The following is a 15781-nucleotide window of genomic DNA, read 5'->3' as shown; positions in this document are numbered from 1 at the left end:
AGTCGCCTTGGATCCGCGCTGCGCGCCGGCCCGGCTCCAGATCCGGGTAGAGCCCGACGGTGACGTTGCGAAAGTTATTGCGGACGCGCGCGTTCGCCGCACCGGCCATCGGCACCTCGGCGCACAGCCGGCTGACGTCCTCGCCTCGCGCCGCGAGGTAGCCGCCCAACGCCGCACCGATCGACGACAACGCGGCGACGGTGACCGACGGTGACTCCAGCCGGGTGCGGCCGACGACGAACGAGCGCAATACCGGCGTGCCGTCGGCCGATCGCGCGTTGACGCTGAGCGCTGGACGCGGCGGATTGGGCGGCTCAAGTAACCCCGCCTCGATGTCGCGGACCAGCCCGCGGTGCGCACGCGCGGCGGCGATCCCGCGCAGGAGCAGACTTCCCCGGTCCGGCCGCACCGCGGGCAGCGGTGTCCGGCGGCCGAACAGCCCGGCGGCCAACGCCGCCGACCGGGTGCCGTCGCCGAGGGCGTGCGAGATCTGCACCACGACGACGTTCGGCGGGAACACGTGCATCCGCCAGGTCATCAGGCTCACGTCCAGGTGATCGAGCCCAACCATCGAATCCAGGCAGTGCTGCCATTCCTGGACCGCATCGTGGACCACGAACTGATCGTCGCGCACCCCGGTGGGGACCCATCGCGGATACCACCAGGACTGGTCGTCGCACACCGCTAGCCGAAGGTCGTCACACCGTTCGGCGTTGTGTCGGCACCGCGCGAGAGCACTTGAAATATCGGGCGTTCCGTCGAAGACATAGAGCAGGAACTGGTCATTGGGCATTCTGTGGGAGAGCAGGAGGAATTGCGCATCCGCGGCTGCGAGGCGCTCGGTGAACACTTCGGTCACGTACGGAGAAATTCGACCACCCGGCGGCCTACCTCGTCGGGCCGCTCCAGGTGCAGGAAGTGCCCGGCGTGCTCGACCACTGCGGCCCGCAGCCGGGCGGCAGCGCCGACCGCACCGCGGGCGTGAAATCGGCTGTCATGCAATCGTCGTCGGCACCGTGCAGATACAGCGTCGGCAGCTTCGGCGGGGCGGTGCAGGCACAACGCAATCGGGCCGCTGTCGGGTCCCCAGGTCAGTGCGCGTAACTGCACCCTCGGCGCGGCGACCTCCATCCAGCTCGGCTCTGTCATCCCCACCACCTGCGCCTCCTAGATCGGGTCGAAACCGGAGATGAGCCAGCGGCCGTCGACCTTGTCCATAGTGACCCGAACGCTGCTGGTGCTCGTGGTCTGGGGCCCAGAACCGGCCGTCGTGGTGTGGTCGACCGTCTGATCGATATAGGCCAGCACCACGGCATGCCCGGAGTCGGCGGACACCACGGCGGCGGCCGGCACCGTCGCCGATGCGGAGATGCCCTCCAGCCTGGCCTCCGGCGCGACGGTCGTCGCGATGATCTGGGTATAGGTGTCCCGGAACGCCCCGGTGAGCCGCTCGTTCGCGGCGGCGGTGAGGTCGCTCTCGGCGGTGGCGGGCTGGTAGCTCATGATCGCGGGGATAGCCTCGCGGGCGGCTTGTACCGCCTCGGCACCGGCCTGATGGGCGGCCTGCCGGGACGACGAATCCCAGAACAGCCACGCCCCCACCGCGGCGAGCAGAGCGGCCAGCACCGGTGCGGCGATCCGCCGCAGCGGCGCGGTGGCCGTCATCCGACGAACTCCACCGCGGCCACCTTGAACCGGCCGTCGTCCTTGGTGACCGTGACTCGGGTGCGCCAGGCCTTGGGCTGCTGCTCGGGTACGCCGCGGTTGGACGTCATGACCGTGAGCGCCACCAGCACACGGCCCTGCTCACCGTCGACGGATTCCACTCCGGCCTCGCTGACAGTGCCCACCGAAGTGGACTGAGCCTTGCGGGCGGCGTCCTTGAAAGGCTCTGCGCGCTGGGCGAAGTCGTCGCGGAAGCCGCCGGTGGACGCATCCAGGATGCGCTGCACGCCGTCGTCCACCCGGTCGTGGTCGATGCTGGTCAGGGCGACCATGCCCGCTCGCGCCGCTTCCAGCACCTGCGACCGGACGCCCTCGGCCCGCCGGATCTGGATGTCTCGCCAGCCGAGCCAGCCGGACACGACCAGCAGCACTGCCAACCCGGCCGCCGCCGCGCGGCGGCGGGGTGGGCGCGGCCGGGCCACGGCGACGGCCGGCGACTCGTCGCCCTCGTCGGCCATACATCGCTCCTTCGCGGGCGGGCCGGGTCATCGTTTTCGAACAGCCCGCTCTCTGCTGCGACAGGCTACCGAGCCGCCCCGGTAACGTGCGACGTGTGACCGCTGTCCTGCAGACCGTTCGTTTCCAGGGAGACGGCGGCCTGGGCCTGGTGGGCGACGAGTGGAACCGCTCTAGCCGGGACGACGGGTCCCCGACGATCCTGATGCTGCACGGCGGCGGCCAGAACCGCTTCTCCTGGAAGAACACCGGCCAGATCCTGGCCGACCGCGGGTTGCACGTGATCGCCCTGGACGCCCGCGGCCACGGCGACAGCGACCGCGCGCCGAACGGCGACTACACCATTCACACCCTGGCCCGCGACATCGCCGCGGTACTCGCGCAGATCGACCGCCCGGTGGTCATCGTCGGAGCGAGCATGGGCGGGTTGACCGGCATGCTGGCCGCCGCGCAGGCCGGCCCGCATCGGGTGACCGGGTTGGTTCTGGTCGACGTGGTTCCACGGTTCCAGAACGAGGGCACCGCCCGCATCCGCGAATTCATGACCCGCCATGTACACGGGTTCGAGACCCTGGAGCACGCCGCCGACGCGATTGCGCAGTACCTGCCGTACCGGAAGCGCCAGCGCAACCTCGACGGGCTGAAGAAGAACCTGCACCACCGCGACGGCCGCTGGCACTGGCATTGGGATCCGGCGTTCGTCACCACCATCAGAGACCAGCCGTTCGCCGACATCGACGAACTGGAGCGGGCCGTCGGGCAATTGGACATCCCGATCCTGCTGATCCGGGGCAGGCTGTCCGACGTGGTCAGTCCCGAGGGCGTCGCGGATTTCCTGAGCAAGGTGCCGCACGCGGAGTTCGTCGAACTCTCCGACGCCGGGCACACCGCCGCCGGGGACGACAACGACGCGTTCACCGACGCGGTCGTCAGCTTCATCGCGCGATAGGGGCGTTCATGGCAGATCGGCCGATCGATCCCAACACCCGCCTGGCAGCCGAACGCAACCGGTTGGCACTGGAGCGGACGATGATGGCGTGGGTCCGCACCGCCACGTCCCTGATCGCCTTCGGGTTCACTCTGAACCAGGCGTTCCGCTATCTCTCGACGACCGACCGTCTGCGCCAACCGATGGTGAGCCCACAAGTATTCGGCATCGCCATGATCGTGGTCGGGCTGATCGCGTTGATGCTGGGCTGGATTCAGCACGTCCAGCAGCTCAAGGCGCTGCGCGCCGAGTTCGGGCCGATGCCGCATTCCATCGCCGCCGTGCTGGCCGCCCTGGTCGCAGCTCTCGGGGTCATCGCGGTGCTGGGAGTCACGTTGCGGCTCTGAGCCGCAGCGGCAGCGCTGGAATCGACCATTGGTATTTCACGCCAGGTGCCACGACGCGAAACAACGCTGATCTATAGTCACTTCCGGAGTCCGGCGACTCCCGCCACCGGCGTCCGGAGGTGGATGATGCACGATCGGAAGGGACCGTGGTGGGGGCACGACGCGCGGGACGGCCTCCGGCAACGGCGAACGGCCGCCGCGCGCTCCGGCTTCTCGCTGTCCTCGCGCTGACCGAAGCAGTGGCAGGGTGCGGTGATTTCCGCGACGCCGCCGCCATCACCGGAAAGACGATCCGCTATCAGGTCGAGTATTTCGGCTCCGCCGTCGATGCCCAGTCCCACAGTGCGCTGACCATCACCTATTCGACCAACGAGGGTGAGCAGCAACAGCGCAACGTCTCGCTGCCCTGGACCAAGTCCATCGGTCCGGCAGGTCGCGGATTCACCGCGTCGGTGAAGGCACAGTTCAACGGTTTCGGGACCATCTCCTGCCGGATCGTGGCCGACAGCGAAGTCATCGTCACGCAGACGTCCAGCCTGGACCCGTACGCCGAAGTGGCGTGCTCGGCGTAGCTAGACGTTGAACCGGAACTCCACCACGTCGCCGTCGGCCATCACATAGTCCTTGCCCTCCATCCGGACCTTGCCGGCGGCCTTGGCGGCGGCCATCGAACCGGCGGCGGTCAGGTCGTCGAACGACACCACCTCGGCCTTGATGAAGCCCTTCTCGAAATCGGTGTGGATCACCCCGGCCGCCTTGGGGGCGGTGTCGCCCTGGTGGATCACCCAGGCGCGGGCCTCCTTCGGCCCCGCCGTCAGGTAGGTCTGCAGCTTGAGGGTGTGAAAACCCGCCCGCGCCAAGCCATCCAGCCCGCGCTCGTGCTGGCCGATGGACTCCAGCAGCTCGGCGGCGGACTCGTCGTCGAGCTCCTGCAACTCCGACTCGATCTTGGCGTCGAGGAACACCGCGTCGGCCGGCGCCACCATCGCCCGCAACTCGGCCATCTTGGCCTCATCGCCCAGCACCGACTCATCGGCGTTGAAGACGTACAGAAAAGGCTTGGTGGTCAACAGGTTCAGCTCGCGCAGCAGCGCACTGTCAACCTTGGGGCCCGCGGCGAACAGCGTGGTACCCGCGTTGAGCAGCTCCTGGGCAGCCACCGCCGCCTCGTGGACGGCCTTGCGCTCCTTGTTGTTGCGGGCCTCTTTCTCCAGCCGCGGCACCGCCTTCTCCAGGGTCTGCATGTCGGCCAGGATCAGTTCGGTCTCGATGACCTCGATGTCCGACCGCGGGTCGATCTTGCCGTCGACGTGCACCACGTCGTCGTCGGCGAAGACCCGCACCACCTGGCAGATGGCGTCGCACTCGCGGATGTTGGCCAGGAACTTGTTGCCCAGCCCGGCCCCCTCCGAGGCGCCCTTGACGATGCCGGCGATGTCGACGAAGGTCACCGGCGCGGGCAGGATGCGCTCGGAGCCGAACATCTCGGCCAGCCGGGCCAGCCGCGGGTCGGGCAGCGGCACCACACCCTCGTTGGGCTCGATGGTGGCGAACGGATAGTTGGCCGCCAGCACGTTGTTGCGGGTCAACGCGTTGAACAACGTCGACTTTCCGACGTTGGGCAGACCCACGATTCCCAGACTCAGGCTCACGGGTTCACAAGTGTAGGGGCGCACGGCGCAACGCCTGACCCCCTCAGGCACGCCAGGGGCCGATGCCAGCTTGAATCCAGGCCGACCCGGTACGGTCTAGGGGTGCCAGATCAGCGGACTTTCGCGGCAGATGTGCGTGCCGTCGCGGTCTCGGGCAGAGGCGTGCCGTGGTGGGGCGCGGTGCTGATCGCCGCGACCGCGACGCTGATCGGCCTGGCCATCGAAGCCGGCTCCGGCCACTCCGAACTCGGTGGCGTCTTCGCCGTCTTCTACGCCCTGGGCTGTATCGCCGCGGTGCTGGCGGTCCGCCAGTCCGGCATCTTCACCGCCGTGGTGCAACCTCCGCTGCTGCTGTTCGTCGCGGTCCCGCTGGCGTACTACCTGTTCCACGAATCGTCGTTCGGCGGCTTGAAGGACGTGCTGATCACCTGCGGATTCCCGCTGATCGAACGTTTCCCGCTGATGCTGTTCACCACGGCGGCGGCGCTGCTGATCGGTCTGGTGCGGTGGTATCTGGCCATGCACGCCCCCGCCCACCTGCGGGCCGAACCCAGCCCCGGCCGTCCCGGCATGATGGCTGGACTGTCCACCAAGGTCGCGTCGGCGTTCGCCGGCAACGGGTCGGTGGACGAGGACCCCGGAACCCGCCCGGCCCGGCCGCGGCACGTGGTCGACCGCCCGGCGGGGTCCACGCGCAGCCGCCGGCCGCAGGAGCGCACGAGCCGCTCCCGGCATGCCCGGCCGCCGGCCGACGCAATCGCCGACGCCCCGCCGCGGCAGCGCAGCCGCCGGACGGCCAGAGACACCGATCGGGCCGCCGAACCGCGCCGCCGCACCCGCGACGCCGGCCGCACACCGCCACCGCGCGAACCACGCGAACCACGCGAACGCCGCGACTACCGCGAGCCGATCCCGCCGCGGGCACCCCGGGGTAGCCGCTTCGAGCCGTATGAGTCGGGCCGTGGTTACCAGTCGCATCCGCCGTACGGGGCCTACCCGCCCTACGATCCGGCCCGGCCCTACGATCCGGCCCGACGCGGCGGTCCTGCCGCCAACCATCACCCGGTGTCGCGGGTGCGTTACCGCGACGGCGGTCCGCCGCCGGAAACCCCGTACGACGCTCCGTACGACGGCAACCGACGCGGGCGCTAGCCCGGACAGGAAAGCGCGGCCGCTAGCCCGAGGACCGGGCGGGGCGGATTTCGCGGGGCAGCGCGAACACCAGCGTCTCGTTGGCCGTGGTCACCGTCTGCACGGTGCCGTAGCCGGATTCGGCGAGCCGGTCGAGCACGCCGCGGACCAGGATCTCCGGCACCGACGCCCCCGACGTCACGCCGACCGTCGTCACGCCGTCCAGCCAGGCCGGGTCGATGTCCTCGGCGTAGTCCACCAGGTAGGCAGCGCCGGCGCCGGCGCCGAGCGCGACCTCGACCAGCCGCACCGAGTTCGACGAGTTGCCTGAGCCGACGACGATCACCAGGTCGCACTCCGGGGCCATCGCCTTGACCGCCACCTGACGGTTCTGGGTGGCGTAGCAGATGTCGTCGCTGGGCGGGTCCTGCAGCGTGGGGAACCGCTCACGCAGCCGCGCCACCGTCTCCATGGTCTCGTCGACGCTCAGCGTGGTCTGGGACAGCCAGATCACCTTGTCCGGATTGCGCACGGTGACGCGGTCGACGCCGTCCGGGCCGTCCACCAGTTGCACGTGGTCGGGGGCCTCCCCCGCGGTGCCGACCACTTCTTCATGACCCTCGTGGCCGATCAGCAGAATGTCGTAGTCGTCGCGGGCGAACCGTTTCGCTTCGTTGTGCACCTTGGTCACCAGCGGGCAGGTGGCGTCGATGACCTGCAGATTGCGCTCCGCCGCGGACTGGTGGACGGTCGGTGCCACACCGTGGGCGGAGAACACCACGGTGGCGCCCTCGGGCACCTCGTCGGTCTCGGCGACGAACACCGCGCCGCGTTGGGCCAGCGTCTCGACCACGTGGCGGTTGTGCACGATCTCGTGACGGACATACACCGGCGCACCGTGCTTCTCCAGCGCCCGCTCGACGGTCTCGACGGCACGGTCCACCCCGGCGCAGTAGCCGCGCGGCTCTGCGAGCAGAACCCGCTTGCCGTCGCGGTCCGCAGCCGAGCCGGTGGTACCCGGAATACCCATGTTTACGGTTGGCGGCATGGCAATCAGCGTACGTTCTCCCCAGCGCCGACGGGCCCGCCGTACGCTGGTGCCCATGGCACAAGCACCCTACGGGCTCCGGCTGCTGGTCGGCGCCGCCATCACCGCCCTGGAGGAGACTCGCAGGCTGCCGCAAACCATCGTCATGTACCCGATGACGGTGGCGAGCACGATCGCGCAGTTCGTGATGAAGTTCCAGCAGGACCTGGCCGGTCTGGCGATCAAGGGGGACGCTGCCCTGGAGAGCGTCTTCCCGCCCCGGGAAGAGAACCCGGAGTGGGCCACTTTCGACGACCCCGTGCCCGCGCAGTCGCAGCGCCCGTCGGCCAACGGAGAGCGGCAGACCGAGGGCCGCTTCGCGCTGTATTCGGTGGCCGACACCGCCGGTCCCCGCGGCGGCGACCGCACACCCAAGCCCAAACCGGGCACCGCCAAGGCCGCTCCGCCGTCGCCGAAGCCGGCGACCACACCCCCGCCGATCGCGGTGGAGCTGGACTACGAGTCACTGACCCTGGCCCAGCTGCGGGCACGCATCCAGAGCTTGAGTGTGGCGGACCTGCGGGCGTTGCTGGCGTTCGAGGATGCCGCCAAGGCGCGCGCTCCGTTCCAGACACTGCTGGCCAACAGGATCACCCGCGCGAACGCCAAGTGAGCACGGCGGCCGGCGGCGCCCCGGGCGCTTCCGCGGAGAACCCGTTCCCGGTCCGCGCGGTCGCCATCCGGGTGGCCAGTTGGATCGAGAAACTGGGGGTGGTCTGGGTCGAGGGCCAGCTCACCGAGATCCGGTCCCGCGGCGCCACGACCTACATGGTGCTGCGCGACCCGGCGGCCGACATGTCGGTGCGGGTGACCGCCAGTAGCGATCTGGTGCGCAACGCCCCGGTGCAACTCACCGAGGGCACCCAGGTGGTGGTGTGCGGCAAGCCGCAGTTCGATCCTCGCCGCGGCTCCTTCTCGTTGCGGCTCAGCGAGATCCGGGCGGTCGGCCTGGGCGAACTGCTGGCGCGCATCGAGCGGCTGCGCCGTCTGCTGGATGCCGAGGGCCTGTTCGACCCCCGCCTGAAGCACCCACTTCCGTTCCTGCCCAACCTGATCGGCCTGATCACCGGCCGCGGCGGGGCGGCTGAACACGACGTCACCACAGTGGCCGCGGCCCGTTGGCCGGCGGTGCGCTTCGCCATCCGCAACACGGCCGTGCAGGGCACCAACGCGGTCGTGCAGATCGTCGAGGCGCTGCGGGAACTCGACGGGGACCCGAAAGTGGACGTCATCGTCATCGCCCGCGGCGGCGGCAGCGTGGAGGACCTGCTGCCGTTCTCCGACGAGACGCTGTGCCGGGCCATCGCCGCCTGCCGTACCCCGGTGGTCAGCGCGGTCGGCCATGAGCCCGACAACCCGCTGTGCGACCTGGTGGCCGACGTCCGCGCCGCCACACCGACCGACGCCGCCAAGAAGGTGGTGCCCGATACCGCCACCGAACTGGCCCGGGTTGCCGAGTTGCGGCACCGCAGCGCACGGGCGCTGCGCAACTGGGTGGGCCGCGAACAGCACACCCTGGGCCAGCTGCGCAGCCGGCCGGCACTGGCCGACCCGACGCGGATGATCACCGAGCGGGTGGTGGAGGTCGAACGGGTCCGCGCCACCGCGCGCCGGGACGTCACCCGGCTGGTGGCCGCGGAGTCCGAGCGGGTGGGACACCTCGGCGCCCGGCTCACCACGTTGGGACCGGCGGCGACGCTGGCCCGCGGTTACGCGGTGGTCCAGGCGATTGACGGATCGGCTGCGGTGCTGCGATCGACCGCCGATGCGCCGGACGGCACGAGGTTGCGGATCAGGGTTGCCGACGGCGCGCTGGGCGCCGTGAGCACCGGCCGGGAGGATGGAGCCGCATGACCGACTCGAACACGCCCGTCGGCGATCTGGGTTACGAGCAGTGCCGCGACGAGTTGATCGATGTGGTGCGGCAACTGGAGCAGGGCGGCCTGGATCTGGACGCGTCACTGACCCTGTGGGAGCGCGGTGAGGCGCTGGCCCGCCGCTGCGAGGAGCACCTGGCCGGGGCGCGGGCCCGCATCGAGGCGGCGCTGGCCGCAGCCGAGGATGACGACGCCTGATCGAGGCTTGTACTGGTAGCCCGGGGACTTCAACTGACGCCGGCCCGCCGCAGCTGATTCCGTAGTCGTGGATGGCGCATAGGCTCGGCCAGTCATCCTGGCTGACCGGGGAGATTCTTGACCTCAACGGCGGCGCGCACCTGAAGCGCTACCCCGTCATTGACCGGCATCTGAGCAAGTTAATGGGACAGTAGAGCGGTGAAAACCGACTTCACGCTGACACAGAAGCGCGCCCTGGCGATCGTGACCGCGGTCGCATTGCTGTTCGGCGCCTATTTCCTGCGCGGCTACTTCATGCTGATCGTGATCGCGGCCATCGTGGCTTACCTGTTCAGCCCGCTGTACAACCGCCTGCTCGCGAAGGTCAGCGGCGGATGGGCGACCACGCTGACGGTGCTCGCGGCGCTGACGATCGTCGTGGTCCCGCTCATCGGTGTCGCCTCACTGGCGACGGTCCAGGTCTCCCGAATGCTCACCGGCGTGGCCCAATGGGCCCAGACCGCCGATCTCAACGCGCTGGGCGACAAGGCCATCGGCACGGTGAATCAGCTCCTGGCCAGGCTCCCGTTCCAGGCCCCGACCATCTCGGCGGAATCGCTGCGGGACAACGTCGGCAAGATCGCCCAAACCGTGGGCGAGTGGGTGCTGCGGACGCTGAGCGGGGTCGCCGGCGGCGCCGTTGGCCTCATCACGTCGGCGATCATCTTTCTCTACGTGTTGGTCTCGTTCCTGGTCAACAGGGAGAAGTTGATCACCCTCATCCACCAGCTCAACCCGCTCGGCGACGAGGTCACCGACCTCTACCTCACCAAGATGGGCGCCATGGTGAAGGGAACGGTCAAGGGTCAGTTCATCATCGCGGTGATCCAGGGCAACCTCGGCGCCATCTCCATCTACATCGCCGGCTTCCACGACGCGTTCTTCCTGTTCGCGATCTTCCTGACCGCACTGTCGGTGATACCGCTGGGCAGCGGCATCGTCACGATCCCGTTCGGCATCGGAATGATGTTCTTCGGCAACATCCCCGGCGGCCTGTTCGTGGTGCTGTTCCACCTGATCGCCATCACCAACGTCGACAACTTCCTGCGGCCCATCCTGGTGCCCAAGCAAGCCCGGCTGGACTCGGCACTGATGCTGCTGTCGGTGTTCTGCGGTATCGCCATGTTCGGCTTCTTCGGCATCGTCCTGGGACCGGTGATCATGATCGTCATCGTCACCACGATCTCGGTCTACCTCGCGGTGTACAAGGGTGTGGAGATGCACGAGGAGCCCGAGGATGAGCCCAAGGAGCATCGAAAACCGTTCGGCCGCAAGAAGAAGGAAAAGACGCAGGAGGAGCTGCCCGAGGTGGTCAAGCCCGTCGCGCCCGGCGAATCCGCTACGTCAAGCGTTCTTTGAGGAACTCCACCACCCGCTTGCGCGCCTCGTAGGCCTGCTGGCCGTCGCGCTCCCGCACTTCCAGGGTGAGCACCGAGTGCGCGATCCGGCCGAAACCGCCGTCGTTGCCGGGTGAGGAGTTGAGTTCGATGACTTCGAAGCTGTCGCCGAGGCGCTTCTTGAGCGTGGCGAACCGCTCCGCCGGAGCCATCGGGTCACCGGTGAACCGCAGCCCGAGCGCGCAGACGGTCCCGTCGGCGGCGCGCTGCTCGATGACCTTCATCTCCCGCTCCGACATCCCCGGGTCGCGCTTGTGCGCCGGGCTGATCGAGATCGGCACGGACGGCTGGCTGAGGACCGACGCCAGCACGCTGTCGTCCACCGCGGCGGCCAGGGCGAAACCGCCGGTGAAACACTGGCCGATCACGCCCACGCCCTTGCCCGGGGTGGTGGATGTGAGGTCGCGGGCCAGCGCCCGCAAGTAGTTGGTGATGGGCCGTTCCTTGTTCAGCGCGAAGGCGGCGAATTCCTTGGCCACGCAGCCGCGCACCAGCGTCGGAACCAGTCCGATGCCACGGGCCGGCGCGCCAGGCGTCCCGAACAGCGACGGGATAACCACGGTGAAACCGTTGTCCACCAGATGATTTCCCAACGCCAGCACACCGGGATGCACACCGGGCATCTCCGGGATGAGCACGACGCCGGGCCCGGCTCCCTTGCGGTAGACGTCGTAGGTGAAGCCCTCGGCGGTGAACGGCTCGCGGAGCCAGCCGGAGAGGTCGGCTTCGGGAGATTTCATCGACATTCCTACGGCTTGGGTTCCAACGGCGGCTGGGTCTGGGTGGCCAGCGCCAAGGCGGTGAAGTCCTCGGGGCTGCCGGCACCGGTGATGGCCAGTTGGGCCGGGCCGGCGCGGCTGTCCAGCCGGGTGGTCCACACCGGTTCGGTGCCCTCGCCGCCCTGGTAAACGATCCACTTCACGCCGTCGATGTCCTGGGCGCCGCTGGGGTACACAAAATTCTGAATGGACTGCACCAGGGCGGTCTCGTCGGCGTCGCTCTGGGTCAGGCTGACGTACATCCTCGACGGGGCGATGTAGCCCACCCTGCTGGTGATCGCTTTCTGCTTGGTGCCGGTGGCCGGATCGGTGCGGCCGGCGTCGATACCGGCGCGGGTGCCGGAGTTGGCCTGCCAGCCGTCCGGCAACTCCGGCAGCCGGATCGGGAAGCTCAGCGTGTCGGCGTCGGCCTGCAATGCCCGCGCCGCATCGTAGGTCGGCACTTTGCCGTCGACCGACGGTCCGCTGGGTCGAAACGAGCACATTCCCACCAGGCCGGCCAGCGCGACGCACATCAGCACCAGCGGCACCAGCGACCAGAACATGTCCCGGCCGTCCTGCAGCACCCGCGGCTTGTGCGGTTTCGGCGGAGGCGGGCCGGCGAGGTCTGGGTCTGGGCCGTCGATGTCCGGGCTCGGTGCGCCGTCTGTCGGGTTCATGGGGCGCTGCTCCTCCTCGTCGCTGCGCTGGACTCCTCGTCGCTTCGCTCCGCATCGTCGTCAGCGCAGCCCCCAGTATCCCAGGTCTGGACGCGGCTAGCGGTTCTGGGAGAATCTTCGCCATGCCTGATGCCCGCCGTCGTGAAGCTCCCGACCGCAACCTGGCCCTGGAACTGGTCCGCGTCACCGAAGCCGGCGCGATGGCCGCCGGGCGCTGGGTGGGCCGCGGCGACAAGGAAGGCGGCGACGGCGCCGCTGTCGACGCGATGCGCCAGCTGGTCAACTCGGTGTCCATGCGCGGCGTCGTGGTGATCGGGGAGGGCGAGAAGGACAACGCCCCGATGCTCTACAACGGCGAAGAGGTGGGCAACGGCGACGGACCGGACTGCGACTTCGCCGTCGACCCGATCGACGGGACCACGCTGATGGCCAAGGGCATGCCCAACGCCATCTCGGTGCTGGCCGTCGCCGAGCGCGGCGCCATGTTCGACCCGTCTGCGGTGTTCTACATGAACAAGATCGCCGCCGGCCCCGATGTCGCCGACTTCATCGACATCACCTCCCCGATCGCGGCCAACATCCAGCGCATCGCCAAGGTCCGCAAGGCCTCGGTCTCCGACATCACCGTCTGCATCCTGGACCGGCCCCGACACGAGAGGCTGATGGCCGAGGTGCGTCATGCCGGCGCCCGGATCCGGTTGATCTCCGACGGCGACGTCGCCGGCGCCATCTCGGCCTGCCGGCCGGAGTCCGGCACCGACCTGCTGGTGGGCATCGGCGGCACCCCGGAAGGCATCATTACCGCTGCGGCGATCCGGTGCATGGGCGGTGAGATCCAGGCTCAGCTGGCGCCCAAGGACGACGAGGAACGAGAGAAGGCCATCGACCGCGGCCACGACCTGAGCCGGGTGCTGAGCACCAAGGATCTGGTGGGCGGGGAGAACGTGTTCTTCTGCGCCACCGGTGTCACCGACGGCGACCTGCTCAAGGGTGTGCGTTTCTTCGGCGGGGGCTGCACCACGCAGTCCATCGTCATGCGCTCCAAGTCCGGCACGGTCCGGATGGTCGATGCCTACCACCGGCTGTCCAAGCTCAACGAATACTCCGCGGTGGACTTCACCGGCGATGCCGACGCCGCTTACCCCCTTCCGTAAGAACCCCAGAAAGGCAGGACATGACCCTCCCCACTTCCGGTGACGACGAGTACCGCATCGAGCACGACACCATGGGCGAGGTCCGGGTGCCGGCCAAGGCTCTGTGGCGCGCGCAGACCCAGCGGGCCGTGGAGAACTTCCCGATCTCGTTCCGCGGGCTGGACCGCAACCAGATCCGCGCCATGGCCCTGCTGAAAGCGGCCTGCGCGCAGGTCAACAAGGACCTGGGTCTGCTGTCCGCGGACAAGGCCGATGCCATCATCGCCGCCGCAGGAGAGATCGCCGACGGCCAGCACGACGACCAGTTCCCCATCGACGTGTTCCAGACCGGCTCGGGAACCAGCTCCAATATGAACGCCAACGAGGTGATCGCCTCGATCTGCGCCCGCAACGGCGTTACCGTGCATCCCAACGACGACGTGAACATGTCGCAGTCGTCCAACGACACCTTCCCCACCTCGACCCACATCGCGGCCACCGAAGCCGCTGTGCGCCAGCTGATTCCGGCGCTGGAAGTGTTGCACGAGTCGCTGGCGAGCAAAGCCCGGCAGTGGCGCACCGTGGTCAAGTCCGGCCGCACCCACCTGATGGACGCCGTCCCGGTGACACTGGGTCAGGAGTTCGGCGGCTACGCCCGCCAGATCGAGGCCGGCATCGAGCGGGTGCGCGCAACTCTGCCCCGCCTCGGCGAACTGGCCATCGGCGGAACCGCCGTCGGCACCGGCCTGAACGCTCCCGACGGTTTCGGTGCCGAGGTGGTCGATGTGCTCGTCGCTCAGACCGGCCTGGCCGAATTGACCACCGCCAAGGACTCCTTCGAGGCCCAGGCGGCCCGCGACGGACTGGTCGAGGCCTCCGGTGCGCTCAAGACCATCGCGGCGTCGCTGACCAAGATCGCCAACGACATCCGCTGGATGGGTTCGGGTCCGCTGACCGGCCTTGGCGAACTGCACCTGCCGGATCTGCAGCCGGGCTCCTCGATCATGCCGGGCAAGGTCAACCCGGTGATCCCCGAGGCGGTCACCCAGGTGGCCGCCCAGGTCATCGGCAACGACGCCGCCATCACGGTGGGCGGCCTGTCCGGCGCCTTCGAGCTGAACGTCTACATCCCGATGATGGCGCGCAACCTGCTGGAGTCGTTCACCTTGCTGGCCAACGTCTCGAAGCTGTTCGCCGCCAAGTGCATTGACGGCCTGGTGGCCGACGAGGACCGGCTGCGCCGCCTAGCGGAGTCCTCCCCGTCGATCGTGACCCCGCTGAACTCCGCGATCGGGTACGAGGAGGCCGCCGCAGTGGCCAAGCAAGCCCTCAAGGAGCACAAGACGATTCGGCAGACGGTGATCGACCGCGGCCTGATCGGCGAGAAGCTCTCCGAGGCGGAACTCGACAAGCGCCTCGACGTGCTGGCGATGGCGAAGGTCAAAGACGGCAAGTAGGCGTTGATCGTGCGCTCAGGGTTGCTGCAGGCGCTACGGCGCCCGCACGGGCACGCGCGCTGACGCCAGCCGGCGGATTCCCGGCGCGACCGTGACGCTGTGCAACACCAGGCTGAGCGTGACGGTGACCACGACGATGGTGCCGATCACGTCGGCGTGCTCGATATCGCCCCGGTCGACCACCAGCAGGCCCAGCACCACGGTGCCGATGCCGCGCGGGCCGAACCATCCGATGAACAGCCGGCTGGCCGAGCAGCTCGCTGACAGTCACCAGGTGGTAGCCGTTGGCTTTCAGCACCGGGATGAACTGCTGCACCAGGTCGACGGTCGAGGAGTAGGTGTCGTGCAGCAGCACCACCGAGCCGGGCTTGATCTGGGTCATCAGCATGTGGCGGGTGGCGGCGGTGTCGGAGTCGTTGATCCAGTCGAAAGGGATGACGTCCCAAAGGATTCCGGCCAGCCCGTGCTTGGCGGCCTGCTGGTTCACCGCGTCATTGGTCAGCCCGCCGGCCGGGCGCCACAGCACCGGTGTCCGCCCGGTCGCCGCCGCGATCGCCGCGTTGGCCTTCGCCAGCTGATCCGGCACGTAGTGCGCGCCGATGGTGGTCATGTCGGGGTGTTCTCAGGTGTGGTTGCCGATCTCCATACCGGCTTCGGCGACCCGTTTGGCGCCGTCGGGGTCGGCCGCCACCTTGTTGCCGATCATGAAGAACGTGGCTTCGGCGCCGGCGTCGGTCAGCACGTCGAGCAAGCGGTCGGTGTAGGGCGCGGGGCCGTCGTCGAAGGTCAACGCGAGGCACTTGTCCACCGCGCAGTCCACCGCGGCGGCGTGCGTCGACGGCGCGTTGGTGCCGCA

The 15781-nt window shown here is 68.9% G+C and carries 18 protein-coding genes and 3 pseudogenes; 11 read left to right on the top strand and 10 right to left on the bottom strand.

The features are described 5' to 3' along the window. The 4 genes and pseudogenes from ADBZ6I_RS08915 to ADBZ6I_RS08900 form a co-directional block, all read right to left on the bottom strand. A pseudogene (locus ADBZ6I_RS08915) lies at nucleotides 1-793 on the bottom strand (DUF1298 domain-containing protein); the annotation flags it as partial. Between the two features lie 62 nt (nucleotides 794-855). Beyond that, a complete protein-coding gene (locus ADBZ6I_RS08910; protein WP_526382935.1) occupies nucleotides 856-1149 on the bottom strand; it encodes a hypothetical protein in 294 nt (97 codons plus the stop codon). 18 nt (nucleotides 1150-1167) lie between these two features. Then, the gene (locus tag ADBZ6I_RS08905; protein WP_526382933.1) at nucleotides 1168-1665 is read right to left on the bottom strand and encodes an Rv1363c family protein; all 498 of its coding nucleotides are present in this window, start codon (nucleotides 1663-1665) and stop codon (nucleotides 1168-1170) included. Continuing rightward, nucleotides 1662-2183, bottom strand: a complete 522-nt coding sequence (locus ADBZ6I_RS08900; RefSeq protein ID WP_526382931.1) for an Rv1363c family protein — start codon at nucleotides 2181-2183, stop codon at nucleotides 1662-1664. Before ADBZ6I_RS08900 ends, ADBZ6I_RS08905 begins: the two co-directional genes overlap by 4 nt. 86 nt (nucleotides 2184-2269) lie before the next feature. Between ADBZ6I_RS08900 and ADBZ6I_RS08895 the strand changes: the two genes are divergently transcribed. The 3 genes from ADBZ6I_RS08895 (at nucleotide 2270) to ADBZ6I_RS08885 (ending at nucleotide 4088) form a co-directional block, all read left to right on the top strand. After that, nucleotides 2270-3130 carry an alpha/beta fold hydrolase gene (locus ADBZ6I_RS08895; protein ID WP_526382929.1) on the top strand — a complete coding sequence of 287 codons (861 nt, stop codon included), beginning with the start codon at nucleotides 2270-2272 and terminating at the stop codon, nucleotides 3128-3130. Nucleotides 3131-3138: 8 nt separating this feature from the next. Next, on the top strand, nucleotides 3139-3516 hold the full coding sequence (locus tag ADBZ6I_RS08890) for a DUF202 domain-containing protein (RefSeq protein WP_526382927.1): 378 nt from the start codon (nucleotides 3139-3141) through the stop codon (nucleotides 3514-3516). A 149-nt stretch (nucleotides 3517-3665) separates the two neighbouring features. Next, complete coding sequence (locus ADBZ6I_RS08885) at nucleotides 3666-4088, top strand: MmpS family transport accessory protein (protein WP_526382925.1); 423 nt, start codon at nucleotides 3666-3668, stop codon at nucleotides 4086-4088. Here the strand turns inward: ADBZ6I_RS08885 and ychF are convergent, their stop codons facing one another. Next, nucleotides 4089-5168 carry a redox-regulated ATPase YchF gene (ychF, locus tag ADBZ6I_RS08880; protein WP_526382923.1) on the bottom strand — a complete coding sequence of 360 codons (1080 nt, stop codon included), beginning with the start codon at nucleotides 5166-5168 and terminating at the stop codon, nucleotides 4089-4091. Nucleotides 5169-5270: 102 nt separating this feature from the next. Between ychF and ADBZ6I_RS08875 the strand changes: the two genes are divergently transcribed. Further along, entirely contained in the window at nucleotides 5271-6320 is a 1050-nt protein-coding gene (locus tag ADBZ6I_RS08875; protein ID WP_526382921.1) for a DUF6542 domain-containing protein, read from the top strand. 22 nt (nucleotides 6321-6342) lie between these two features. On the opposite strand, the gene ADBZ6I_RS08870 is transcribed toward ADBZ6I_RS08875, so the two are convergent. Then, on the bottom strand, nucleotides 6343-7347 hold the full coding sequence (locus tag ADBZ6I_RS08870) for a 4-hydroxy-3-methylbut-2-enyl diphosphate reductase (protein WP_526382919.1): 1005 nt from the start codon (nucleotides 7345-7347) through the stop codon (nucleotides 6343-6345). A gap of 55 nt (nucleotides 7348-7402) precedes the next feature. On the opposite strand from ADBZ6I_RS08870, the gene ADBZ6I_RS08865 reads away from it, so the two are divergent. From ADBZ6I_RS08865 to ADBZ6I_RS08845, 5 genes and pseudogenes are all read left to right on the top strand, one after another. Then, nucleotides 7403-7999 (top strand): lipid droplet-associated protein, encoded by a 597-nt coding sequence (locus ADBZ6I_RS08865; protein ID WP_526382917.1) that lies wholly within the window; start codon nucleotides 7403-7405, stop codon nucleotides 7997-7999. Next, entirely contained in the window at nucleotides 7996-9240 is a 1245-nt protein-coding gene (gene xseA / locus ADBZ6I_RS08860) for an exodeoxyribonuclease VII large subunit (RefSeq protein WP_526382915.1), read from the top strand. Before ADBZ6I_RS08865 ends, xseA begins: the two co-directional genes overlap by 4 nt. Beyond that, nucleotides 9237-9461, top strand: a complete 225-nt coding sequence (locus tag ADBZ6I_RS08855) for an exodeoxyribonuclease VII small subunit (RefSeq protein ID WP_526382913.1) — start codon at nucleotides 9237-9239, stop codon at nucleotides 9459-9461. Before xseA ends, ADBZ6I_RS08855 begins: the two co-directional genes overlap by 4 nt. A gap of 92 nt (nucleotides 9462-9553) precedes the next feature. Next, nucleotides 9554-9655 (top strand): annotated as a pseudogene (locus ADBZ6I_RS08850) (short-chain dehydrogenase); the annotation flags it as partial. Between the two features lie 4 nt (nucleotides 9656-9659). Continuing rightward, nucleotides 9660-10859: an AI-2E family transporter gene (locus ADBZ6I_RS08845; protein WP_526382911.1), complete on the top strand. Its 1200-nt coding sequence runs from the start codon at nucleotides 9660-9662 to the stop codon at nucleotides 10857-10859. Here ADBZ6I_RS08845 and ADBZ6I_RS08840 read toward each other — a convergent pair. Together ADBZ6I_RS08840 and ADBZ6I_RS08835 are read right to left on the bottom strand one after the other, a co-directional pair. Beyond that, on the bottom strand, nucleotides 10840-11637 hold the full coding sequence (locus tag ADBZ6I_RS08840) for a dienelactone hydrolase family protein (protein ID WP_526382909.1): 798 nt from the start codon (nucleotides 11635-11637) through the stop codon (nucleotides 10840-10842). The genes ADBZ6I_RS08845 and ADBZ6I_RS08840 overlap by 20 nt on opposite strands. An 8-nt stretch (nucleotides 11638-11645) precedes the next feature. Beyond that, on the bottom strand, nucleotides 11646-12335 hold the full coding sequence (locus ADBZ6I_RS08835; protein ID WP_526382907.1) for a DUF4245 family protein: 690 nt from the start codon (nucleotides 12333-12335) through the stop codon (nucleotides 11646-11648). Between the two features lie 122 nt (nucleotides 12336-12457). Here ADBZ6I_RS08835 and glpX point away from each other — a divergent pair, with 122 nt between their 5' ends. Continuing rightward, a complete protein-coding gene (gene glpX / locus ADBZ6I_RS08830) occupies nucleotides 12458-13489 on the top strand; it encodes a class II fructose-bisphosphatase (RefSeq protein WP_526382905.1) in 1032 nt (343 codons plus the stop codon). Nucleotides 13490-13509: 20 nt separating this feature from the next. Further along, a complete protein-coding gene (locus ADBZ6I_RS08825) occupies nucleotides 13510-14925 on the top strand; it encodes a class II fumarate hydratase (protein ID WP_526382903.1) in 1416 nt (471 codons plus the stop codon). A gap of 33 nt (nucleotides 14926-14958) precedes the next feature. Here the strand turns inward: ADBZ6I_RS08825 and ADBZ6I_RS08820 are convergent, their stop codons facing one another. Further along, nucleotides 14959-15126, bottom strand: coding sequence for a hypothetical protein (locus ADBZ6I_RS08820; protein ID WP_526382937.1), 168 nt, complete (start codon nucleotides 15124-15126; stop codon nucleotides 14959-14961). 37 nt (nucleotides 15127-15163) lie between these two features. After that, nucleotides 15164-15781: pseudogene (locus ADBZ6I_RS08815) on the bottom strand (polysaccharide deacetylase family protein); the annotation flags it as partial.

This window comes from Mycobacterium sp. (assembly GCF_044342925.1).
Taxonomy (GTDB): domain Bacteria; phylum Actinomycetota; class Actinomycetes; order Mycobacteriales; family Mycobacteriaceae; genus Mycobacterium.
This window is presented reverse-complemented; position numbering and strand designations above follow the sequence as displayed.

What these genes read in the sequence shown, in the direction of transcription:
- ADBZ6I_RS08910 (WP_526382935.1), bottom strand. Translation starts at nt 1,149, where the DNA reads ATGACAGAGCCGAGCTGGATGGAGGTCGCCGCGCCGAGGGTGCAGTTA.
- ADBZ6I_RS08905 (WP_526382933.1), bottom strand. Translation starts at nt 1,665, where the DNA reads ATGACGGCCACCGCGCCGCTGCGGCGGATCGCCGCACCGGTGCTGGCC.
- ADBZ6I_RS08900 (WP_526382931.1), bottom strand. Translation starts at nt 2,183, where the DNA reads ATGGCCGACGAGGGCGACGAGTCGCCGGCCGTCGCCGTGGCCCGGCCG.
- ADBZ6I_RS08890 (WP_526382927.1), top strand. Translation starts at nt 3,139, where the DNA reads ATGGCAGATCGGCCGATCGATCCCAACACCCGCCTGGCAGCCGAACGC.
- ADBZ6I_RS08870 (WP_526382919.1), bottom strand. Translation starts at nt 7,347, where the DNA reads ATGCCGCCAACCGTAAACATGGGTATTCCGGGTACCACCGGCTCGGCT.
- ADBZ6I_RS08865 (WP_526382917.1), top strand. Translation starts at nt 7,403, where the DNA reads ATGGCACAAGCACCCTACGGGCTCCGGCTGCTGGTCGGCGCCGCCATC.
- ADBZ6I_RS08855 (WP_526382913.1), top strand. Translation starts at nt 9,237, where the DNA reads ATGACCGACTCGAACACGCCCGTCGGCGATCTGGGTTACGAGCAGTGC.
- ADBZ6I_RS08840 (WP_526382909.1), bottom strand. Translation starts at nt 11,637, where the DNA reads ATGAAATCTCCCGAAGCCGACCTCTCCGGCTGGCTCCGCGAGCCGTTC.
- ADBZ6I_RS08835 (WP_526382907.1), bottom strand. Translation starts at nt 12,335, where the DNA reads ATGAACCCGACAGACGGCGCACCGAGCCCGGACATCGACGGCCCAGAC.
- glpX (WP_526382905.1), top strand. Translation starts at nt 12,458, where the DNA reads ATGCCTGATGCCCGCCGTCGTGAAGCTCCCGACCGCAACCTGGCCCTG.
- ADBZ6I_RS08825 (WP_526382903.1), top strand. Translation starts at nt 13,510, where the DNA reads ATGACCCTCCCCACTTCCGGTGACGACGAGTACCGCATCGAGCACGAC.